Source organism: Pseudomonas sp. MH10 (assembly GCF_034353045.1).
Taxonomy (GTDB): Bacteria; Pseudomonadota; Gammaproteobacteria; order Pseudomonadales; family Pseudomonadaceae; genus Aquipseudomonas.
In genome coordinates this window covers 1,535,508-1,556,147 of sequence record NZ_CP133783.1, presented here as the reverse complement: position 1 = coordinate 1,556,147, position 20,640 = coordinate 1,535,508, and the positions used below count along the sequence as shown (strand labels likewise).

The window sequence follows — 20,640 nt, the reverse complement described above, 5'->3', positions numbered from 1 at the left end:
CACCTTCAGCCAAGAATTTTCCCTGGGTTGAGAATGCCCCGTGGGTCATAGCAATCCTTGAGCTGCTGCATCGCCTGGCGCGCTTGGTGGCTCACTGAATGGTGAAGAAACTCGCGCTTGAGCAGGCCGATGCCATGTTCAGCCGACACCGATCCGCCGCGCTCACCGACAGCGGTATAGACCAGTTCTTCAATCTCCAAAATCGGCGCCGGTTGTGGCAGCGAATTGCAGTCCACAGTTAGGTGCAAATTGCTGTCACCGATGTGGCCGAAATACACGCTGTGGTTACCGGGCCAGCGCTGTTCCAGCCGTTGGCGACACGTTTGGGCAAACTCACCGATCTGGCCGATGGGCAAGCTGACGTCGAAATTCAGCGGGGTCAGGCGCACCGGGAATTCGCCGGTGGCTTCGCGGATCTTCCACAGCGCCCGGGCCTGGGTGTGGGAGCTGGCCAATACCGCGTCGATGACTTCTCCGGCTTCTAGCGCCGCCTCCAGCGTTTGCTCCAACACCTCTCGCGGCCCGGCGGACTCAAACAACACGTACAGCGGGTAATCCTGAGACATCGGCGCCACCGGGTTTTCCAGCCAGGACACGCCGAGGCGGAAGAAGTCTTGCCACATCAATTCATAGGCTTGCGGGGTGCCGGCGCTGCGCTGCAAACGACGGAGTAAATTCACCGCGCTGGCGTAGTCGGGCAGGGCGCAGAGCAAGGTGGTGGTTTCCCCCGGCAACGGCGCAAGCTTCAAAATGGCGCGGGTGATCACCCCAAGGGTGCCTTCGCTACCGATAAAGCACTGTTTTAGGTCATAACCACAATTGTTCTTGATCATCTTGTTCAGCAGGTTGAGCACCCGACCGTCGGCCAACACCACCTCCAGACCGAGCACCAAATCCCGAGTCATGCCGTAGCGAATCACCGCATTCCCACCGGCATTGGTCGCGATATTGCCGCCGATCTGGCACGAGCCGCGTGCGCCCAGATCCAACGGAAACAAAAAGCCTGCGTCCTGCGCCGCCTGCTGAATCTCTTGCAGGGTGGTTCCGGCCCAAACGCTGACCGTGGCCGCCGCAGAATCGATTTCTTCAATGCCGCGCAAGCGTTCCAGCGACAGGGCGATATCCGTTGCCCGAGGCACCGCACCGCCGGCCAACCCGGTCATCCCACCTTGAGGCACCACCGGCTGGCGTGCTTCATTGCAAATGCGCAAGGCGTCGGCGACCTGCTGTGTACTGCTCGGCAATAACAAGGCTGCGGGGCAGGCGGGGGCGTGGCCGGTCCAGTCGCTGTAATGCCGTTGATTAATGGCCGCGCCGGTGAGCACCGCCGCTTCACCCAGCGCCGCGCGCAATTGGTCGAGGGTTTGCTGCAAGTGGTTCATCGGTTCAGCTCACGAAAAAGAGGGAGATTAGGTGTCAAGCGCAGGTCGTGACGGTCGAGCTGACTCAGGTCCGGCTTGCCCAGCAATGACAGGGCCAGACGCAATTCCTGCGCCAGCAGATCAAGCGCGTGTCCGGCACCGGCTTGACCGCCCACGGCCACGCCGTACAGGGTCGCCCGGCCCAACAGCACAGCATCGGCGCCCAGCGCGCAGGCTTTTAAAACGTCCGTGCCCCGGCGCACACCACTGTCGAGCAGCAGCGTAAGTTTGCCTTTGGCCACGGCGGCAATCGCCGGCAAGCACTCGATGCTGGCCGGCGCACCGTCCAATTGCCGGCCGCCATGGTTGCTGACCACCAGACCGTCAAGACCCAGCGCGATGGCTTTTTCCGCATCGGCGGGGTGCAGCACGCCTTTAAGCACCAATCGATGTGGCCAGCTGTCGCGCAAACGGGCCAAGGCATTCCAATCGAGACCGGTGTCCATTTGTGCCCCGATAAAGTGCGCGGCGCCTTCGATGGTGCGTTGGTCAGCGGGCAGATAGCGTTCGACATTGGCCATAATCGGCAGTCCGTGGGGCCACAGCGCCTGCTTGATCCAACGTGGATGGCGCAGCACGTCGAGCTTATTACGCAGGCTCAAATGCCGGGGTTTAACGAAGTTGCGCTTGTCCCATTCACGGTTGCCCAGCAGCACCGCGTCGCTGGTCAATAACAGTGTTTTGCAACCAACGGCATCGGCCCGTTTCAGCAAATCGCTCTGCACCGCCGGGTCGCGAAAGCAATAAAGCTGGAACCATAAATTGACCCCAGGTACTGCCGTTACCACTTGCTCTAATGAGCTGGTAGACACCGTACTCAAGGTAAACGGCAAGCCGCGCGCGGTGGCGGCTCGAGCCAGTTGTATATCGGCCTCGCGGTAGAGCATGCCGTTGTAACCGGTGGGGCCTATGACCATGGGCAACGGTAACGACGCGCCGAGCACGCAACAGCGGGTGGGCGCGTCGAGGCAGGGCACCAAGGTCTGTGGCAGTAAACCAATCTCGGAAAAGGCCTGTCGATTGCGCTTGAGCGTTACTTCTTCTTCGGCACCGCCTTCCAGGTATTCCCAGGCAAAATTCGGCAGACGCTGATGCGCCATTGAGGCCAATTCAGCAATGCTGTGGGCGCGACGAAAGTCGCTGCCGGTGTGATAGCGGCGCATGGCGGCTTAACCGTGTAAACGCTGGAAAGGCAACCAGCGGCCGAACGCCCCGCCTTCAACCCACGCCCGCGCGGCAGCGATGTCCGGTGCGAAGTAACGGTCTTCATCGTAGTGCGGGACTTCGCTGCGAATCATCGTCAGCACTTCACTGAGCAATTTCGACGTCTTTAATGGCGCGTGCAAGTCGATGCCTTGGGCGGCAGCCAGTAGTTCAATGGCAACCACCGCGCTGCTGTTACCGGCCATGTCCAACAACCGCCGCGCCGCGAAGGTCGCCATCGACACATGGTCTTCCTGGTTGGCGGAGGTGGGCAAACTGTCCACCGAGGCAGGGTGCGCCAGGGTTTTGTTTTCTGACGCGAGGGCGGCGGCAGTTACTTGAGCGATCATGAAGCCGGAATTCAAACCGCCTTCGCGCACTAGGAACGCTGGCAGCCCGGAGAGTGCCGGGTCCACCAGTTGCGCAATACGCCGCTCCGACAACGCGCCAATTTCTGAAATCGCCAGTGCCAAAACGTCAGAGGCCATGGCCACCGGCTCGGCGTGGAAGTTACCGCCGGAGAGCACATCACCGTCCGCACTGAACACCAGCGGGTTGTCGGACACCGCATTGGCTTCGCGCAGGAAAACACCGGCGGCGAAGCGCATATGATCCAGGCACGCGCCCATCACTTGGGGCTGGCAGCGCAGGGAATAGGGGTCTTGCACGCGGCCGCAATCACGGTGGGATTCTCGGATGTCACTGTGGGCGAGTAATTCACGGTAAAACAGCGCCACGTCGATTTGCCCCGGTTGACCGCGCACGGCTTGAATCCGTGCGTCGAACGGCACGTCCGAACCTTTCAGCGCATCGACGCTGAGGCTGCCGGCCACCACGGCGGCACTGAACAGCTTTTCGGCAGCGAACAAGCCGCGTAAGGCGAGGGCGGTGGACACTTGGGTGCCATTGATCAAGGCCAGGCCTTCCTTCGGTCCCAGCACCATCGGTTCAAGGCCAGCCAGTGCTAAACCTTCAACCGCGTCCATTTCCCGGCCTTCATGACGAACCCGGCCAACGCCGATCAACACTGCCGACATGTGCGCCAAGGGTGCAAGGTCGCCGGACGCGCCTACCGAACCTTGGGACGCAATACACGGATAGACCTTGGCGGCGTACAGCGCACTCAAAGCCTGAATCACTTCCCAGCGAATCCCCGAGAACCCCCTAGCCAGGGAACCGACCTTGAGCGCCATGATCAAGCCGACGCTTGCGTCATCCAACAACGGCCCGGTGCCGGTGCAGTGCGACAACAGCAAGTTGCGTTGCAGCTTGGCCAGCGACTCGGTAGGAATCGACGTACGCGCCAACAGGCCAAAGCCGGTGTTGATGCCGTAGACCGTGCGTTGGTTGGCGATGATGTCGTTGACTGTTTGAGTGCTGGCGTCCACTGCACCGCGCACCGCTGAGTCAAGTTCGAACGGCGCGTGGTGCTGATAGATAGCGCGCAACTGTTCAAGGGTAAATTGGCCGGGCGTAAGCAGCAGTGTCGCGTGCATGGTGAGTGTCCTGAATGCGGTGTAGGAGAGGCGGCCACATGAGCCTGTATATACAGGTAAGGCAAGATGCAGGCCAACGCATCGGCAGATGCTCTTCAGTAGCGTTCATGCGGCTCTCTTGCGGGTGCTCCATAAGTCCGTGTCCCCAGCCTGTTACGCAATTGTCACTGAAAGTTGCACCTATTGAGGTCATTGCGCACAGCACTGGGGCAAAGAGAAACCCCGGTATGACGGGGCGAGGTCTGGCTTCTTCGCCGGATCTTCAAACAAATCGCGTTGGCGTGCGGGTTTACGACATAGCCAGCAACACGCGGCACAGTAAATGCTTATGCCTGTATATACCGGTTAATTTCTGAGACCTATCTGACAGGAGCAAATATGACCTCCAGCGCCAATCTCCCTTTAATCGACATGTCCGGTGTTCGCGAAGGCGATCAAGCCAGTATTCGCCGAGCGGGCGACGCGATTCGCCAGGCCTGCAGTGACATTGGCTTCTTCTACATCGTCAATCACGGCGTCCCCCAACCCGTGATCGACCGCGCCATGGCGGCGGCTGCGCAGTTCTTCGCTTACCCCGCCGACACCAAACGCCAAGTCGCCGTCAACAACCGCCACCGTGGCTGGCACGCATTGGGCGGGGCGCTGATGTACGAAGCGACCAAGCCAGACCTCAAGGAGTTTTTCAGCATCGGTTTGGAATTGCCCGACGATGACCCGAGCGTATTAGCCGGTGAAGCCTTGCGCGGCCCCAATCAATGGCCGGCGTTCATGCCCGAACTGCAAGCGGCGCTGGGCGAGTACTACGTGGAAATCGGCAAAGCCGGCGCGGATTTATTAGTGGCCGTGGCGACTGGGCTAGGCATTGAGAGTGACTTCTTCAGCGGCAAGTACCACAAGCCCCTGCAACGCACGCAAATGGTCTACTACCCACCGCACCCGCCTGTGGCCGAATCCGACCAATTCGGCGTTGCGCCCCACACCGATTACGGCTGCATCACCTTGCTCTATCAAGACAACAGCGGTGGTTTGCAAGTGCGTGAACTGAGCAGCAACCGCTGGATCGACGCCACACCAATTCCCGGCAGCCTGGTGGTCAACGTCGGCGATTTATTAGCGCATTGGTCGAACAATCGTTTTCGTTCGACGCTACACCGGGTGATCAACACATCCGGCCACGAGCGGTACTCCATCGCAACCTTCTTCGACCCAACCTACAGCGCCGTCGTCGACCCGTGTGATTTGGGGATAGAGGCCGCCAGCAGTCTGTACCCGCCCGTCGCGGCAGGGGATTACATCCTAAAGCGCATAGATGACTCGATGGCGTATCGGAAGAAGGTTTGAAAGGCAGAGCCCGCTTCCCGAATAAATTCGGTCCCACAGGGGTGAACTGACCGTGGGACCGAATTCATTCGGGAAGGTCGCGGCGCGGTGTTTCAGACACACCGCGCCACCGGCTTAAATCACCTGAACAATCGCCTTGATCACTGCATCGATGTTGTTGCGGTTCAGCGCAGCCACGCAGATGCGCCCGGTGTCCAGCGCGTAGATACCGAACTCGGTCCGCAGTCGACCCACTTCGGCACTGGTCAGCCCCGAGTAGGAAAACATGCCGCGTTGGCGTCCGACGAAGCTGAAGTCGCGGTCAGTTAGTGCCGCGAGGCCATCGACCATGGCTTGGCGCATGCCGCGAATCCGAAGGCGCATTTCGCCGAGTTCTTGTTCCCACACAGCACGCAGCTCAGGGCTGTTCAACACCGCCGCCACGATCGCTGCGCCGTGGGTAGGCGGGTTGGAGTAGTTGGTGCGGATCACACGCTTGACTTGGGACAGCACGCGGGCGGTCTCGTCTTTCGAGTCGGTCACAATCGACAATGCGCCGACGCGTTCGCCATACAGCGAGAACGATTTCGAGAACGAGCTGGAGGCAAAGAACGTCAGGCCAGATTCAGCGAACAGGCGCACAGCCGCCGCGTCTTCTTCGATACCGTCGCCGAAGCCTTGGTAAGCCATGTCCAGGAACGGTACGTGGCCCTTGGCTTTAAGCACTTCAAGGATTTTTTTCCAATCGTCGGGAGCCAAATCGACGCCGGTCGGGTTGTGGCAGCAGGCGTGCAACACCACAATCGAACCGGACGGCAGGTTCTGCAAATCGTCCAGCATCCCGGAACGGTCGATGTCGTGGCTGGTCGCATCATAGTAGCGATAGTTTTGCACCGGAAAACCGGCGGCCTCGAACAGCGCACGGTGGTTTTCCCAGCTTGGGTCGCTGATGGCCACCACGGCGTTTGGATTGAGCTGTTTGAGGAAGTCCGCGCCGATTTTCAACGCGCCGGTACCGCCGACGGCCTGAACGGTTAGCACCCGGCCGGAGGACAGCAGGGGAGATTCAGCGCCGAACAACAGTTTTTGTACCGCAAGGTCGTAAGCGGCGATGCCGTCGATGGGCAAATAACCGCGCGCTGCATGTTGAGCCACGCGAGACGCCTCAGCGTCGGCAACGGCACGCAGGAGTGGAACTCGTCCCTCTTCGTTGCAGTACACGCCCACGCCAAGGTTCACTTTGTGCGTGCGAGTATCGGCATTGAATGCTTCGTTGAGGCCCAGGATTGGATCACGGGGTGCCATTTCGACAGCGGAGAACAGGCTCATTTTTGCGACGGCTCTGAATGGAGGAGTGAAGGGGTACAACGCTCCGGCCGATTGCACTAGAGCGGTGCACAAACGGGGAGCTAGTATAGAGGCCATCGTTGCGCGCGGCGACAGCTGGCGGGGCGTTTTTTGCGGGTTTTTCAGTTTATTTTCAGTGTGGCGATAAAATGACAAGGCTTATTGTTTAACCTCTTGTGAGCCCGGCCGCTTGAAAGGTTAGGCTGCCGACTCCATTTGTAGTGTCTTCGCGTATTTCCCGGCGGCATCATCGTTCGCAGTTTCTCGTTTTTGCCCGGCTGTTGCGCGCCGAAATGTACCCAGAGGTCACTTATGCCTGAGTTCCAGCTCGTAACCCGTTTCGAACCGGCCGGTGATCAGCCGGAAGCCATTCGCCTGATGGTCGAAGGGATCGAGGCCGGGCTGTCACACCAAACATTACTGGGCGTTACCGGCTCGGGCAAAACCTTCAGCATCGCCAATGTGATCGCGCAGGTGCAGCGTCCGACCTTGGTGCTGGCGCCGAACAAAACCTTGGCGGCCCAGCTGTATGGCGAGTTCAAGGCGTTTTTCCCCAACAATGCTGTGGAATATTTCGTTTCTTATTACGATTATTACCAGCCCGAAGCCTACGTGCCGTCGTCAGATACGTTCATCGAGAAAGACGCCTCGATCAACGACCACATTGAGCAAATGCGCCTTTCCGCGACTAAAGCGCTGTTAGAGCGCAAAGACGCCATCATTGTGACCACGGTGTCCTGCATCTACGGCCTTGGTAGCCCCGAGACGTACCTGAAAATGGTGCTGCACGTTGACCGTGGCGACAAACTCGATCAGCGCGCGCTGCTGCGGCGTCTGGCGGACTTGCAGTACACCCGCAACGACATGGACTTTGCCCGGGCCACCTTCCGCGTGCGCGGCGACGTCATCGACGTCTACCCAGCGGAATCGGACCTCGAAGCGATCCGCATCGAGTTGTTCGACGACGAAGTGGAGAGCCTGTCGGCCTTCGACCCGTTGACCGGTGAAGTGATTCGCAAACTGCCGCGTTTTACGTTCTACCCGAAAAGCCACTACGTCACTCCGCGAGAAACCTTGGTCGATGCCATGGAGCACATCAAGGTCGAGCTTAAGGAGCGCTTGGACTACCTGCGCAGCAACAACAAACTGGTGGAAGCCCAGCGCCTTGAGCAGCGCACCCGGTTTGACCTGGAAATGATTCTTGAACTGGGTTACTGCAACGGCATCGAAAACTACTCGCGCTACTTGTCCGGGCGTCCCTCCGGCGCGCCGCCGCCGACGCTGTACGACTATTTGCCCGCTGATGCGTTGTTGGTGATCGACGAATCACACGTCAGCGTGCCGCAAGTCGGCGCGATGTATAAAGGCGACCGTTCGCGCAAAGAAACCCTGGTCGAATACGGCTTCCGTTTGCCATCGGCGTTGGATAACCGACCGATGCGCTTCGATGAATGGGAAGGGGTTAGCCCGCAGACGATTTTTGTTTCGGCCACGCCGGGCAACTACGAAGCCGAACATGCCGGTCGGGTGATCGAGCAGTTGGTGCGGCCTACCGGTTTGGTTGACCCGCAGATCGAAATCCGCCCGGCGCTGACGCAGGTGGATGACCTGCTTTCGGAAATCGGCAAGCGCGTGGCGTTGGGTGAGCGAGTGTTGGTGACCACCTTGACCAAGCGGATGTCCGAAGACCTTACCGACTACCTCGCCGACCACGGCTGCCGCGTGCGCTATTTGCACTCGGACATCGACACCGTAGAGCGGGTCGAGATTATTCGTGACCTGCGCTTGGGCATATTCGACGTGTTGGTGGGCATCAACCTTTTGCGTGAAGGTTTGGACATGCCGGAAGTGTCGCTGGTGGCGATTCTCGATGCGGATAAAGAAGGCTTCCTGCGCTCAGAGCGCTCGCTGATCCAGACCATTGGCCGGGCTGCGCGTAACCTCAATGGCCGAGCGATTCTCTATGCCGACCGCATCACCGGTTCGATGGAGCGAGCGATTGGCGAAACCGACCGCCGTCGCGACAAACAGATCGCCTACAACCTTGAACACGGGATCACGCCCAGAGGCGTTATCAAGGACGTGGCTGACATCATGGAAGGCGCCACCGTGCCGGGCTCGCGCAGTAAAAAGCGCAAAGGCATGGCCAAAGCCGCCGAGGAAAACGCCAAATACGAAGCCGAGTTGCGCACACCTGGTGAGATCGGCAAGCGCATTCGTCAACTGGAAGAAAAAATGTACCAACTCGCCCGCGACCTCGAATTCGAAGCCGCTGCGCAGATGCGCGATGAGATTGGTAAGTTGCGCGAGCGGTTGTTGGTGGTTTGATAGCCCGTGCAAAGTCTGTAGGAGATTCCGCCCCATCTTCGACGCCGGGCTGTCGCGCAGAAACTGGGTGGCACTTTGTTTGGCTAGGGGTTGCAGAGTGTCAGGACTGAGGCCTTCCCGAATAAATTCGGTCCCACGGATTTTGGCGATGCACAAACCTTTGTAGGGGCTGCCGAAGGTTGCGATTAGATGTTCAGTGCCTACTATTCCGTGTCTGCCAAAGCCTCAGTGGGAGATTCTATGTTTGAGCGCAACCCCCAGACCAAATTTTGGGGGTGTATTTCGTTTCGTTTTTCATCAGGGAAAACATTACCCGCGCCAGCTTGCGAGCAAGGATCACCAGCGCTTGAGTGGCCTTGAATCCTCTAGCCAGGTAACTCTCGTAAAAGGGTTTCCACGTTTTAGACCGACTGGCAGCCATGGAGCTGTTGTGCAGCAGACGCCGCCATTCCGAGTCCCCTCGTTTGGAGAGGCGCCTTTCTTGATCCTTTTGTCCTGACTGCCTGACGCGCAGGTCCAGTCCCAGGAAGGCGATAAACGCGTCGCTGTTGGCAAAATCACCTCGTATAAATGCAGTGGCCATTGCAGTTCCGGTCAGTACGCCCACGCCCTCTACGGCCTGGCAGCGTTTCACTTGCTCCTGTATTCCAGCTTCTTCAGCAAGGGCTTTCAGAGTCGTCTGGATCGCTTTCTCGAAATGATCAATCGCGGCCAAAAACTCGTCAAACTCCTCTTCCATCTGGCTTTCAGCTTCCCAACTTTGTTTCATTTTTACGCGGCATTGAATCAACTTGGCACGGCGCAGAAGCAGGCTTTTGAGCTGTGTATAGGCTCTTGGAGGCGGGCTCCAGATCCTCAGTGTATCGGACTCTTTAGTTAGGTAACGCGCCAGCAAATGAGCATCCGAGGCATCTGTTTTTGCACGAATACCAAGAGACTCGCGATATTTGCTAACACGACTGCCATCAATGACATACACGTCGTGACCCATGTCATGGGCCAGTTCGGTCGTATCAAGGTGGTAGATACCGGTGGCCTCAAGTCCAATCGCAGTGTGCGCCGGAAGTTTTTTGAGCCATTTTCTGAGCGAGGATCGCTCGTTGGCAACGATCTCGATTTGTTGCAGATCGGACCGATAAACAACGATTTCAGCCTTCGCAACATCCACACCGACGACCACCTGTGCAGTTAGGATTGTCATCGCATGTTCTCCGAGCTAGGGTTTAAGGACTTGTCGGGGTTCACCGTTGCGCTGACTTGTCTCTATTGTCGGTCTGAGCCGATGCATTCCTTATCGGCGCATTGGGTGAAGGGGTGGGACGAAAGTCTCCCACGGTCTGTACTGTACGAGTCAGATGTTTGGCTTTTTGTCCCACCCACCCCTTCAAGTTTAAACATACAAGTTGGCTTGCCAACGAAAGCGTCAATGCAGGCAACCCAGGTTTCAAGTCGATATCAGCGGCGTGACTACGGGGCCTCTTCGCAGGCAAGCCTGCTCCCACAGTTCACCTCTACGGCTGCTTGATATCAACTGTATCAATGAAATCTGTAGCGCCAACTTGTTGGCATTTGGTAGACAGCGCGTATGTCTGAAGCACGATCAGATGTTCAGTGCCTATTATTCCGTGTCTGCCAAAGCCTTAGTGGGAGTTGGCTTGCCAACGAAAGCAGCAATACAGGCGACCCAAGTTTCAAGTCGACATCAGCGGCGCCATGACCGGCCTCTTCGCAGGCAAGCCTGCTCCCACAGTTCACCTCTACGGCTGCTTGCTATCAACTGTATCAATGAAATCTGTAGCGCCAACTTGTTGGCATTTGGTAGACAGCGCGTATGTCTGAAGCACGATCAGATGTTCAGTGCCTACAATTCCGTGTCTGCCAAAGCCTCAGTGGGAGTTGGCTTGCCAACGAAAGCAGCAATACAGGCGACCCAGGTTTCAAGTCGACATCAGCGGCGCCATGACCGGCCTCTTCGCAGGCAAGGCTGCTCCCACAGTTCACCTCTACGGCTGCTTGATATCAACTGTATCAATGAAATCTGTAGAGCCAACTTGTTGGCATTTGGTAGACCGCGCGTATGTCTGAAGCACGATCAGATGTTCAGTGCCTACTATTCCGTGTCTGCCAAAGCCTTAGTGGGAGTTGGCTTGCCAACGAAAGCAGCAATACAGGCGACCCAGGTTTCAAGTCGACATCAGCGGCGTGACTACGGGCCTCTTCGCAGGCATGCCTGTTCCCACAGTATCTGCGGCTGCTTGATATCAACCGTGTCAATGAAACCCCGGAGCCGTACTGGCTTCGCTGCCACACCCCGCACTCACCTTGGATTTCCTCTGCTGACACAAGCTGCCGAAGGCTGCGATAGGCCCGAAGGACCTGACCGGCTGGCTGGCTCAATGATTATGCTCGGCCTCATACCGGTCCAATGTATCCCTGGCGATCTCTCGTCCCAGCGCGATCAATTCTGGCGCTTTGTAAAACTCGAAAAACCGGCACACACGTTTGGGCACGTTGATCAAGATATCCGGTGGATATCCGGCGATCTTGTACTGCGCCAATGACGTTTGCATCACCTCGAAGCTCTGGTTGATCAAGTCCAGCAACGACGCAGGACCCACGTTGTCGATGATGAACGAACCGCTGGCGGAACTCGGTGCGCCTTCGCCCGTCGGTGCAGCGGACGGTTGCTGCGCTTGTGGGTTGGCATCTTCGTTCAACCAAGGATTGGCAATCGTCGCACTGCTGGACTTGAGGCTGTCCTGCTCCAGGCGCAAAACCTCAAGGTCATTCGTCGGCTCCAATTTGCGGCGAAACGGCAGGTGCGAACCCAATGAATTGATCAAATTGTCGAAGCGCTTTTTCACCGCAGGCGGGCGTTCAATCACCGGTAGCTGATAGTGCTTCTGGTTGGTCGAGTTGAGGTTGACCGCAATGATCAAATCACAATGGCTGGACACCACTGGCACGATGGGCAATGGGTTGAGCAGACCGCCATCTACCAGCATCCTATTGCCCTGCATCACCGGGGTGAACAAGCTTGGAATCGCTGCCGAGGCGCGCATCGCCTGGTGCAAGCAGCCTTCCTGAAACCAGATTTCCTGCTGGTTGGTCAGGTCGGTGGCGACTGCGGTGTAAGGAATGCGCAGGTCTTCGATATTGATTTCACCGACAATCTCGCGAATCTGACCAAACACCTTTTCCCCTCGAATCGCCCCCAAACGAAAGCTGACATCCACCAGCCGCAGCACGTCGAGGTAGTCCAGGCTTTCAATCCACTCACGGTATTCCTTGAGCTTGCCCGCCGCATAAACGCCGCCAACCACCGCGCCCATGGAGCAGCCTGCGACGCAGGCAATGTCGTAGCCGCGCCGCTCCAACTCTTCAATCACGCCAATGTGCGCGTAACCCCGCGCACCGCCTGAACCGAGCACCAGTGCTATTCGTTTTTTCATGTTCTTTCCCTGATCGCAGTGACCCCACCATACGCGTGAAGCAGCCCCGCAGGAACTGAGTTACCCTTGCCGACGCTCGGCTATGGCACTTTCCCGTGCCGGTATCGTCAAAGCCCCGCATGACTATATTTTATTTTTGAGGGAACACCGATGAAAGCCTGGATCTGTTTGCCATTGATTGCGTTGGTTCTCGCAGGTTGTGCCGGTAAAACCGCGTACCGCGAAACCTGTGGTAGTGAACTCGATGCCGCCTGGCACGAGCTGGACTTGGCAAAAGCCGAAGGCTTCGCGGGTACTGTCAGCTACTCCAAAGCCCTGTCGCTGTTGACCGGTGCTAAAACTCAACAGCAGTTCGAAGCCTATGAAGGCTGTTCAGAAAAGGCTGAGAAGGCGCGCTTCTACATCAAGGAATCCCGCGCGGGTCGTTGATACACGTGTAATTTTCCGCGCTTTCATCTGAAGCCACCGAGCGCAATCTGCACTCGGTGGCTTTTGTGTTGTGGGGTCTGGTTAAAGTCGCTGCACTGACCTTACAGTGGCTGCTTATCTGGCGGGGGAGGCTTTTTCATGGGCAGTAAACTCGACGCATGCCTCAACGCCGTCAATGAAGTGGTGCTGGGCAAGGACGCGCAGGTGCGTTTGGCCCTGACCTGCCTGTTGGCCGGCGGGCATTTACTGATCGAAGACTTGCCCGGCATGGGCAAGACGACCCTCAGCCATACGCTGGCCAAGGTTCTGGGCCTGAGTTTTCAACGGATTCAGTTCACCTCGGACCTGTTGCCGGGTGACATTCTGGGCACGTCAGTGTTTGATCGTGACACCGGGCAATTTACCTTTCACCCAGGGCCGATTTTCGCCGAGCTGGTGCTGGCCGATGAAATCAACCGGGCCACGCCGAAAAGCCAAAGCGCGTTGCTCGAAGCCATGGAAGAGGGCCAAGTCACCATTGAGGGCGCAACCCGTCCGCTGCCTGATCCGTTTTTTGTGATCGCCACGCAGAACCCCTTCAGTCAGGGTGGAACCTTTGCGTTGCCGGAATCACAGCTCGACCGGTTTTTGATGCGTTTGTCGTTGGGCTATCCAGCAAAGGCAGCCGAGAAGGCATTGTTGCAGGGCGAGCCCCGGCGGGATTTGCTGCCCCGTGTGCAGGCCATCCTCAACCACGCTGAATTAGCCGCATTGCAAACCTTGGTCCGACGCGTGCGCGCCAGTGATGCGTTGGTCGATTACATCTTGCGGCTGGTGGACGCTACCCGCAGTCAGGCGCAGTTTGCCTGGGGCTTGTCACCCAGGGCGAGTTTGGCGATTCTCGCCGCGGCTCGGGCCTGGGCGTTATTGGCGGACCGGGATTACGTCATCCCGGAAGATGTGCAAGCGGTGCTGCCCTCGGTGGTCGGCCATCGATTGCGTGAGCGATCCGATCCCACCGGGCATGGTGGTGGGCTGTTAGTGCAATGGCTACTGCGTGAGGTGCCCGTGCTGTGATGGATCCGCTCAAACCGTTTTGGCAACGCTGGCTGGCGCGGCGAATACCGCCCGCGTCCCGCGTTGAGTTGAATCACCGCCGAATCTTCATCATGCCCACCCGCACCGGGGCGACCTTCGCACTGGTGCTGGTTCTGATGTTGTTGGTAGCGATCAACTATCAAAACAGTCTGGCGTACGGTTTGACCTTCCTGCTGATGTCGGTGGCGATCCTGACGATCCTGCACACCTTCCGCAACCTCAGTGGTTTGGTGCTCAGTGCCGGCTCCGCGCGTTCGGTGTTCGTCGGTGAGCCCCTTCTGTTACGCCTACGTCTGGAAAGCACCAAACGCTCCCATCAGGCGATTGCGCTGGGCTGGGACGCGAAGCACTTGCAGGCGTTGGATGTGCCCAGCGCCGGCCTGGCAGAAATCGATATCGATTTGCCCGCGCTGGTCCGAGGCTGGTTGCGGGCGCCCCGGTTGCGGGTCGAGAGCGTTTTTCCCCTGAGTATCTTCCGCGCCTGGAGCTGGCTGGACTTGCAGCAGTCAGTGTTGATCTACCCACGACCCTTGGCGGGCACGATGCCGCTGTTGAAAGGCGCACAGCCCCACGCAGAGGATCAGGGCGCGGCCACCCAAGGGCCGGGGGTCGATGATTACCAAGGGCTAAAACCCTATCAGTCGGGCGATTCCCGGCGACGCTTGCACTGGAAGGCTTATTCCCGTGGCCAAGGGCTGTTGATCAAAGACTTTACCGATGTTAGCGGCCACGACCTGTGCCTGGATTTTATGGCATTGGGCGGTGACATCGAAGAGCGCCTGTCGCGCTTGTGCTATTGGGTGCTGGAGCTGTCCCAGCGCCGGCAACCGTTCGCCCTGCGCCTGCCGGGTTTTCTGTTGGCATCGAGCAGTGGCAACGAGCACCGCGAAGCCTGTTTGCAAGCGCTGGCGTTGTTTGGCACGTCCTCCGGTGGTCAGCAATGAACCTGAGCCTGCCGATTCCCCGTGCCAGCCTGATCTGGCTGTTACTGGCGCAGGCTTTGGTCACCGTGCCGTTTTTGGCGCGTTTACCGTTCTGGATGATTGGCCTTTGGTTGGGCTGTACCGCGTGGCGGGTCCAAGTGATGCGCATGCGTGCGGAATTTCCAGGCACCTTGCTCAAGTTGGTGTTGTTCCTGGCGACCATCGCGGGGGTGTTTTTGTCTAGGGGCAGTTTGGTCGGGCTGGATGCCGGGGCTTCATTGCTGCTGGGGGCCTTCATCTTGAAAACCCTGGAAATGGGCAGCCGCCGCGATGCGTTGGTGTTGATTTTTCTCGGCTTTTTTTGTGTGGCGGTGGGTTACCTCTTTGAAGACGGCTTGCCGTGGGGTCTGTATTCGTTATTGCCGGTGAGCATGCTGTTGGCGGGGTTGATTGGCCTGCAGCAGACAACCTCAATGAGCAAACCGTCTGACGCGCTGAAACTAGCGGCAAAGCTGATGCTGCAGGCCGTGCCATTGATGCTGTTGTTGTTTCTGTTCTTTCCTCGACTGGAACCGTTGTGGTCGTTGCCACAACCCAGTAACAAGGGCGTCACCGGGCTGTCCGACAATATGGCTCCGGGGGATATGGCCGAACTGAGCCGTTCGCCGGCGTTGGTGTTTCGGGCCAGCTTTGAAGGGCCGATGCCTGCGCAAAATCAGCTGTATTGGCGCGCACTGACCCTTGAACAGTTCGACGGTCGGCGGTGGTCTCAGTCCGGCAGAGCGATGCGCATTGAACGCCCGGATTGGCAAAAGCGCGGTGATGAACGGCGTTACAGCATTGTCATGGAGCCCAGCGGTCGGCCATGGCTTGCGGCGCTGGATATCGCCGAAACCAACTTGGCTGAAGTGCGCCAGATGAATGATTTTCGCCTGCAGCGTCAACACCCGGTTGAGCAAACCCTGTTGTACAGCGTTCACTCCTGGCCCGACGCCGTGCGCGAACCGCAGCTAAGCGAGGCGACCCAACGGCAAAACCTGCAACTCCCTGCCCATGGCAACCCGCAGGCGCGAGCCTGGGCCGCAGACCTGAATCGGCGCTACCCGCAGGTCGATGCGCTGGTGGAGGCGATGTTGGCGCATTTCAGCGACGAGCCTTATCACTACACCCTCAAGCCGCCGATCCTGGGCGCTGACACCATCGATGACTTCCTTTTCAACAGTCGCAGCGGTTTCTGCGCCCACTACGCGGGCGCCATGACCTTCGTTTTGCGCGCGGCCGGGATTCCGGCACGGGTCGTGGCGGGGTACCAGGGCGGTGAATTAAACCCGGACGGTCACTACCTCAGCGTGCGTCAATTCGATGCTCATGCCTGGGTTGAATACTGGCGGCCGGGAATCGGCTGGCGCAGCGTCGACCCCACGGCCGCTGTGGCCCCGCAGCGCATCGAACAGGGCCTGGAGCAAGCGTTGGCAGCGGACGAAGCGTTCCTGGCTGACTCGCCGTTATCTGCGCTGCGATACCGAAACTTGCCTTGGCTCAATTCGTTCCGCATGAGCTGGGATAACCTCAACTATGGGTGGCAGCGCTGGGTGCTGGGTTATCAAGGGCAGCAACAGGTTCAGTTATTCAGCCGCTGGTTTGCCGGGTTTGAGGGCGCCGTGTTTTTTGCCGGCGGGGCAGTGATCATTGGCTTATTCTCGCTGTGGTTGTTCAAGCCTTGGCGGCGAGAAAGCGACCCGCAACTGCGTGTATTCAAAACCTTTGAACGGCTACTGGGGCGCCACGGTCTGCAGCGAAGGGACGCGGAGGGCGCCCAGGCATTTTCACAGCGAGCAGCGCTACGGCTTCCGGCCCATGCCGTTTTGATTCTGGCGTTCGCGACTGAGTTTGAAGCGCTACGCTATGCCGGTCAGCGCCGCTCGCTGACGGTGTTAAAACGCCATTTAAGACGGCTTCGGCGAGTTCTACCGTGGCGGTTTTCTACTATCAAGTTAATCGAGGAGGAATAAATGTCTGCATTGGTTGATCGTCTGGTCGCGCGACTGCTGGGCCTTGATGTGAAATTGATGGCCTGCCAAGCGCGGCTTTCCGCTGAAACTGACAGTGAAGCGCTGCATGATTTGCGCATCAACGTGAGGCGCCTGCGCAGCCTGCTACGACCGTTGAACGGTTTGCCCGGCGTCGAGCAGCTTGAAGCGGCAGCCAAAGCGGTCGGCCAACTGACCACGCCGTTGCGCGACCGCGAGGTGTTGGTCGGCTATTTGGAGCAACGGGGCATGGCCGAAGCGGCTCGTCAGCGCAGTCGCTCGTTAAGCGACGCGTATTTGGCGGTCGCATCGTCGGCGCAACTGAATCAATTGTTCAGCGTGCTGGATGCCTTTCCGCGCTTCCTTCGGGCTTCGCAGCATCAAGGACTGCTGCACGACCTGAAAAAGCGCATCGAAACTCGCTTGAACAAGCAGTGGAAGAAACTGCATCAGACGATTGATGACCCGGCTCATGATCGCCATCGTCTGCGTTTGCTGATCAAGCGCGTGCGTTACGCCGCCGAGGCCTATCCCGAGCTGGATAAAACCAGCCAAACCACGCAAAAGCGGCTTAAAGAAGCGCAAACCGCCTTGGGCGACTGGCACGATCATTTGCAGTGGCTAGCGCAAGCTGAGGAGCACACTGACCTGCTGCGTTGCGTGCCGGGTTGGGAACGGGACATCGAGACCGCTGAGACCAATGCAGACCGGGCGTTGGAGCGTCTGGGTAAGGCATGTTTCAAAAAATAAATCCTTTTCAGGCGTCAGTTTGGCGTAAATGAACTCTGCGCAGGGGCACCGTGCTGGTTAAGATTCGGGCAATGTTCTTTCGCCGGTTTACCAGACATGAGGTTTGCATGAGTTTTTCCGACCTGGTTGACGCTGTACGTGACAACCCTCTTTCAGTCGTTATTCCTGCTGAGTGGGCCCAAGGTCGGGCCTGTTTCGGCGGGCTCATGGCGGCGTTGCAGTTTGAAGCGATGCGCGCCAAGGTGCCGGCAGATCGGCCGGTTCGTTCGCTGGCGCTGACCTTTGTCGGGCCCGCTGCGCCCGGCGTCCCCATCAGTTTTGAGGTCGAGGTATTGCGCGAGGGCAAAGCCGTCAGCCAAGTGCTGGGCCGCGCGATGCAGGGTGGCCAGGTCATGACCCTTATTCAGGGCAGTTTTGGTGCGCCCCGGGTATCGGCAATTTCGGTTCAGGCCGATCCGGCGCCGACGCTGAAGTCAGTGGATGAGTGTCTGGAGTTACCGTTTATCCCCGGCATCACCCCGGAGTACCTACGCTTCATGAGTATGCGTTGGGGATTGGGGGGACTTCCGTTCAGCAATACGCCCTCCCGGGAAATCGGTGGTTACGTACGGTTGCGCGGGGATGTCAAAAACGAGCCCCTGACCGAAACCCACTTATTGGCATTGGTCGATACCTGGCCGCCTGCGCTGTTGCCACATTTGAGCAAGCCGGCGCCCGGAAGCTCACTGACCTGGACCATCGAGTTCGTGCAGCCGTTGCCGAAGTTGAATACCCATGACTGGTGCATGTACCGCGCAGTGATTGAGCATGCCCGCGACGGTTACGGTCACACCGCCGCCGCGCTGTGGACCCCAAGCGGTGAGTTGGTGGCGATCAGTCGTCAGACGGTAACGGTGTTTGGCTAAACGCCTTTGCCGCGACCAGTGCAATAACACCAATGGCCACCGATGGCAGGCTCGACTCAAGAAAACCATCCACCAACAGCAATCCGGCGACGATGGACAGCGGCAAGGCAAGAACCCGTAACGCGCTGTCGGTGTAAGCACCGGAGTGTCCGATAGTTGCTAATAATTTGCTCATGGTAAGGGCCTCTTCAAGCATTAATTCAATGTTTGAAGAATAGGCTTGGGGTACCGGAGCGGCGAATCGAGGTTGGCTATGGCGTTGATAGTGTTGCTGGATAGAGATCCGCCACGCCTTCGACGCCGTGCTGTCGCGCAGCAAAACACCGGACAACTGTAGGGGCTGCCGAAGTCTGCGAAGTCGGTAAGGCGCAGGGGATTTCATCGGCACCGAAAGACTCACGCCTGCGCACTGTGGGAGCAGGGTTGCCTGCGAAGAGGCCCAGGCCGGGCGGTGTATCAGGTACACCGCCCGTCATCACAACTTAAGCTGACCAATCGCCCGACTCAGTTCACCGGCCAGTGTGGCCAGTTCACCGCTGGTGGTGGCTGATTCTACGGTTTGCTGCACGGTCTGTTCGGTGACGTCGCGGATACTGACCACGGCGCGGTTCATTTCTTCCGCGACCTGGCTTTGTTCTTGGGCGGCTTCGGCGATCAGGGTATTGCTTTCGCGCATTTGGGCCACTGCATTCGTAATCGCTGCCAGCGCTTCGCCGGCTTCTTTGGCGTGTTGCACGCAATCATCGGCCTTGAACGAGCTTTCCTGCATGAAGTCCACGGCGTCCCGGGTCCCAGCCTGCAGTGCTGCGACCATCTTGGTGATTTCATCGGTGGAGCTTTGCACGCGTTTCGCCAAGTTGCGTACTTCATCCGCGACCACGGCAAATCCGCGGCCCATCTCACCCGCGCGCGCCGCTTCGATGGCCGCGTTGAGCGCCAGCAGATTGGTTTGTTCGGCGATGCTGTGAATGACGTTGACCACGCCGTTGATTTTCTGACTGTCATCGGCCAATTGCCGGATCATTTCAGCGGTTTGTTGCACGCCGCTGGAGAGTCCGGCGATGGACACCTGCACCCGCTGAACCACGTCCTTGCCGGTTCCTGCCAAGGTATCAGCCGTTTGCGACTGATCTCGGGTAGACCCGGCGTGCTGGGCGATGTGGTAGACGGTGGAGGTCATTTCATTGATGGCGGTTGCGACTTGGTCGGTTTCGCTCTGTTGACCGAGCATGCCGTGGCGCACTTCGCTCATGCCCGCCGCCAGCTTGACCGCACCTTCATCAAGGCGGGCGGCGGTTTTGGCAACGATATTGACCACTCGCTGATAACCGGCCTGCATGGCATTGAACGCCTTGGCCATTTGCCCGACCTCATCGTCGCCTACCAACGGCACGCGAGCAGACAAATCACCGGTTTTCTCGACGTGGAGCATGACGTCCTTGAGGGTGTCGAGTTGGCTCAGCAGAAAGCGGATGAGCAACTGTGACGCAGCCAGCATCACGATGGTCAGGATGCACACCGCGACGGCGTACTGCGCCAAACGTTCGAACAGAACCTGTATCAGGCTTGGCGCGAAGGCCAGTACGGCAACACGTTGCCCATCAGGTCGGGCGATGACCTCGGCTCCGATAAGGGTTTCGTCGCCTTTGTTCTGAGCGCTCAAATCCACCCAGCCGCTGGCGTTAGCCAATTCAGTGAGTGGCTGGCTATTGAGGCTGGGTGCTTGACCCTGGGCAAAACTCAACAGGTTACTGATGGCCGGCAGCGGCTGCGTGCCGGGCCAACTGCCAAGCAAGCGCGCTTGCGCCTGTGCTGAGTCTTGCGCCGCATTGACCCGGGCGTGCTGCTCAAGCTGCAAGGCGTACAACACCAGCGTCAGGGTGGTGAAAAAGGCCACCGCGTTGACGGCCCAGAATTTGTATTTCAGGGAAACATTGCTAAGCCAGGCGCCCATGAGAG

16 protein-coding genes are annotated in these 20,640 nt (G+C 58.5%); 8 read left to right on the top strand and 8 right to left on the bottom strand.

What is annotated here, in order from left to right; genetic code table 11:
• Positions 1–5: 5 nt before the first annotated feature.
• The 3 genes from RHM59_RS06910 to hutH are packed head-to-tail and all read right to left on the bottom strand — an operon-like array spanning position 6 to position 4,120.
• Positions 6–1,382 carry an FAD-binding oxidoreductase gene (locus RHM59_RS06910; protein WP_322286264.1) on the bottom strand — a complete coding sequence of 459 codons (1,377 nt, stop codon included), beginning with the start codon at positions 1,380–1,382 and terminating at the stop codon, positions 6–8.
• Entirely contained in the window at positions 1,379–2,584 is a 1,206-nt protein-coding gene (locus tag RHM59_RS06905; protein ID WP_322286263.1) for an alpha-hydroxy acid oxidase, read from the bottom strand. Before RHM59_RS06905 ends, RHM59_RS06910 begins: the two co-directional genes overlap by 4 nt.
• Before the next feature lie 6 nt (positions 2,585–2,590).
• On the bottom strand, positions 2,591–4,120 hold the full coding sequence (gene hutH / locus RHM59_RS06900) for a histidine ammonia-lyase (RefSeq protein ID WP_322286262.1): 1,530 nt from the start codon (positions 4,118–4,120) through the stop codon (positions 2,591–2,593).
• A 378-nt stretch (positions 4,121–4,498) separates the two neighbouring features.
• Here hutH and RHM59_RS06895 point away from each other — a divergent pair, with 378 nt between their 5' ends.
• Positions 4,499–5,461: an isopenicillin N synthase family dioxygenase gene (locus RHM59_RS06895; protein WP_322286261.1), complete on the top strand. Its 963-nt coding sequence runs from the start codon at positions 4,499–4,501 to the stop codon at positions 5,459–5,461.
• A gap of 114 nt (positions 5,462–5,575) precedes the next feature.
• Here the strand turns inward: RHM59_RS06895 and RHM59_RS06890 are convergent, their stop codons facing one another.
• Positions 5,576–6,769, bottom strand: a complete 1,194-nt coding sequence (locus tag RHM59_RS06890) for an amino acid aminotransferase (RefSeq protein ID WP_322169117.1) — start codon at positions 6,767–6,769, stop codon at positions 5,576–5,578.
• 330 nt (positions 6,770–7,099) lie between these two features.
• Between RHM59_RS06890 and uvrB the strand changes: the two genes are divergently transcribed.
• Complete coding sequence (gene uvrB, locus RHM59_RS06885; RefSeq protein ID WP_322169120.1) at positions 7,100–9,115, top strand: excinuclease ABC subunit UvrB; 2,016 nt, start codon at positions 7,100–7,102, stop codon at positions 9,113–9,115.
• 238 nt (positions 9,116–9,353) lie between these two features.
• On the opposite strand, the gene RHM59_RS06880 is transcribed toward uvrB, so the two are convergent.
• Positions 9,354–10,316 carry a transposase gene (locus tag RHM59_RS06880; RefSeq protein WP_322286260.1) on the bottom strand — a complete coding sequence of 321 codons (963 nt, stop codon included), beginning with the start codon at positions 10,314–10,316 and terminating at the stop codon, positions 9,354–9,356.
• A 1,192-nt stretch (positions 10,317–11,508) separates the two neighbouring features.
• Positions 11,509–12,567 (bottom strand): patatin-like phospholipase family protein, encoded by a 1,059-nt coding sequence (locus tag RHM59_RS06875; protein ID WP_322169123.1) that lies wholly within the window; start codon positions 12,565–12,567, stop codon positions 11,509–11,511.
• 150 nt (positions 12,568–12,717) lie between these two features.
• Between RHM59_RS06875 and RHM59_RS06870 the strand changes: the two genes are divergently transcribed.
• The 6 genes from RHM59_RS06870 to RHM59_RS06845 all read left to right on the top strand — a co-directional run bounded on the left by RHM59_RS06870 (position 12,718) and on the right by RHM59_RS06845 (position 18,681).
• The gene (locus RHM59_RS06870) at positions 12,718–12,996 is read left to right on the top strand and encodes a hypothetical protein (RefSeq protein WP_322169126.1); all 279 of its coding nucleotides are present in this window, start codon (positions 12,718–12,720) and stop codon (positions 12,994–12,996) included.
• Positions 12,997–13,134: 138 nt separating this feature from the next.
• Positions 13,135–14,052, top strand: coding sequence for an AAA family ATPase (locus RHM59_RS06865; RefSeq protein ID WP_322169129.1), 918 nt, complete (start codon positions 13,135–13,137; stop codon positions 14,050–14,052).
• Positions 14,052–15,017, top strand: a complete 966-nt coding sequence (locus RHM59_RS06860) for a DUF58 domain-containing protein (RefSeq protein ID WP_416194767.1) — start codon at positions 14,052–14,054, stop codon at positions 15,015–15,017. Before RHM59_RS06865 ends, RHM59_RS06860 begins: the two co-directional genes overlap by 1 nt.
• On the top strand, positions 15,014–17,008 hold the full coding sequence (locus RHM59_RS06855; RefSeq protein WP_322286259.1) for a DUF3488 and transglutaminase-like domain-containing protein: 1,995 nt from the start codon (positions 15,014–15,016) through the stop codon (positions 17,006–17,008). Before RHM59_RS06860 ends, RHM59_RS06855 begins: the two co-directional genes overlap by 4 nt.
• The gene (locus RHM59_RS06850; RefSeq protein WP_322286258.1) at positions 17,009–17,776 is read left to right on the top strand and encodes a CHAD domain-containing protein; all 768 of its coding nucleotides are present in this window, start codon (positions 17,009–17,011) and stop codon (positions 17,774–17,776) included.
• A gap of 107 nt (positions 17,777–17,883) precedes the next feature.
• Positions 17,884–18,681, top strand: coding sequence for a thioesterase family protein (locus RHM59_RS06845; RefSeq protein ID WP_322286257.1), 798 nt, complete (start codon positions 17,884–17,886; stop codon positions 18,679–18,681).
• Here the strand turns inward: RHM59_RS06845 and RHM59_RS06840 are convergent.
• Both RHM59_RS06840 and RHM59_RS06835 read right to left on the bottom strand, forming a co-directional pair.
• The gene (locus tag RHM59_RS06840) at positions 18,650–18,856 is read right to left on the bottom strand and encodes a hypothetical protein (RefSeq protein WP_322169143.1); all 207 of its coding nucleotides are present in this window, start codon (positions 18,854–18,856) and stop codon (positions 18,650–18,652) included. The genes RHM59_RS06845 and RHM59_RS06840 overlap by 32 nt on opposite strands.
• Positions 18,857–19,156: 300 nt before the next feature.
• Positions 19,157–20,635, bottom strand: coding sequence for a methyl-accepting chemotaxis protein (locus tag RHM59_RS06835; protein WP_322286256.1), 1,479 nt, complete (start codon positions 20,633–20,635; stop codon positions 19,157–19,159).
• Positions 20,636–20,640 lie beyond the last annotated feature (5 nt).

Coding starts and splice junctions, on each gene's coding strand:
- RHM59_RS06910 (WP_322286264.1), bottom strand. CDS start 1,382: ATGAACCACTTGCAGCAAACCCTCGACCAATTGCGCGCGGCGCTGGGT.
- RHM59_RS06905 (WP_322286263.1), bottom strand. CDS start 2,584: ATGCGCCGCTATCACACCGGCAGCGACTTTCGTCGCGCCCACAGCATT.
- hutH (WP_322286262.1), bottom strand. CDS start 4,120: ATGCACGCGACACTGCTGCTTACGCCCGGCCAATTTACCCTTGAACAG.
- RHM59_RS06895 (WP_322286261.1), top strand. CDS start 4,499: ATGACCTCCAGCGCCAATCTCCCTTTAATCGACATGTCCGGTGTTCGC.
- RHM59_RS06890 (WP_322169117.1), bottom strand. CDS start 6,769: ATGAGCCTGTTCTCCGCTGTCGAAATGGCACCCCGTGATCCAATCCTG.
- uvrB (WP_322169120.1), top strand. CDS start 7,100: ATGCCTGAGTTCCAGCTCGTAACCCGTTTCGAACCGGCCGGTGATCAG.
- RHM59_RS06880 (WP_322286260.1), bottom strand. CDS start 10,316: ATGACAATCCTAACTGCACAGGTGGTCGTCGGTGTGGATGTTGCGAAG.
- RHM59_RS06875 (WP_322169123.1), bottom strand. CDS start 12,567: ATGAAAAAACGAATAGCACTGGTGCTCGGTTCAGGCGGTGCGCGGGGT.
- RHM59_RS06870 (WP_322169126.1), top strand. CDS start 12,718: ATGAAAGCCTGGATCTGTTTGCCATTGATTGCGTTGGTTCTCGCAGGT.
- RHM59_RS06865 (WP_322169129.1), top strand. CDS start 13,135: ATGGGCAGTAAACTCGACGCATGCCTCAACGCCGTCAATGAAGTGGTG.
- RHM59_RS06860 (WP_416194767.1), top strand. CDS start 14,052: ATGGATCCGCTCAAACCGTTTTGGCAACGCTGGCTGGCGCGGCGAATA.
- RHM59_RS06855 (WP_322286259.1), top strand. CDS start 15,014: ATGAACCTGAGCCTGCCGATTCCCCGTGCCAGCCTGATCTGGCTGTTA.
- RHM59_RS06850 (WP_322286258.1), top strand. CDS start 17,009: ATGTCTGCATTGGTTGATCGTCTGGTCGCGCGACTGCTGGGCCTTGAT.
- RHM59_RS06845 (WP_322286257.1), top strand. CDS start 17,884: ATGAGTTTTTCCGACCTGGTTGACGCTGTACGTGACAACCCTCTTTCA.
- RHM59_RS06840 (WP_322169143.1), bottom strand. CDS start 18,856: ATGAGCAAATTATTAGCAACTATCGGACACTCCGGTGCTTACACCGAC.
- RHM59_RS06835 (WP_322286256.1), bottom strand. CDS start 20,635: ATGGGCGCCTGGCTTAGCAATGTTTCCCTGAAATACAAATTCTGGGCC.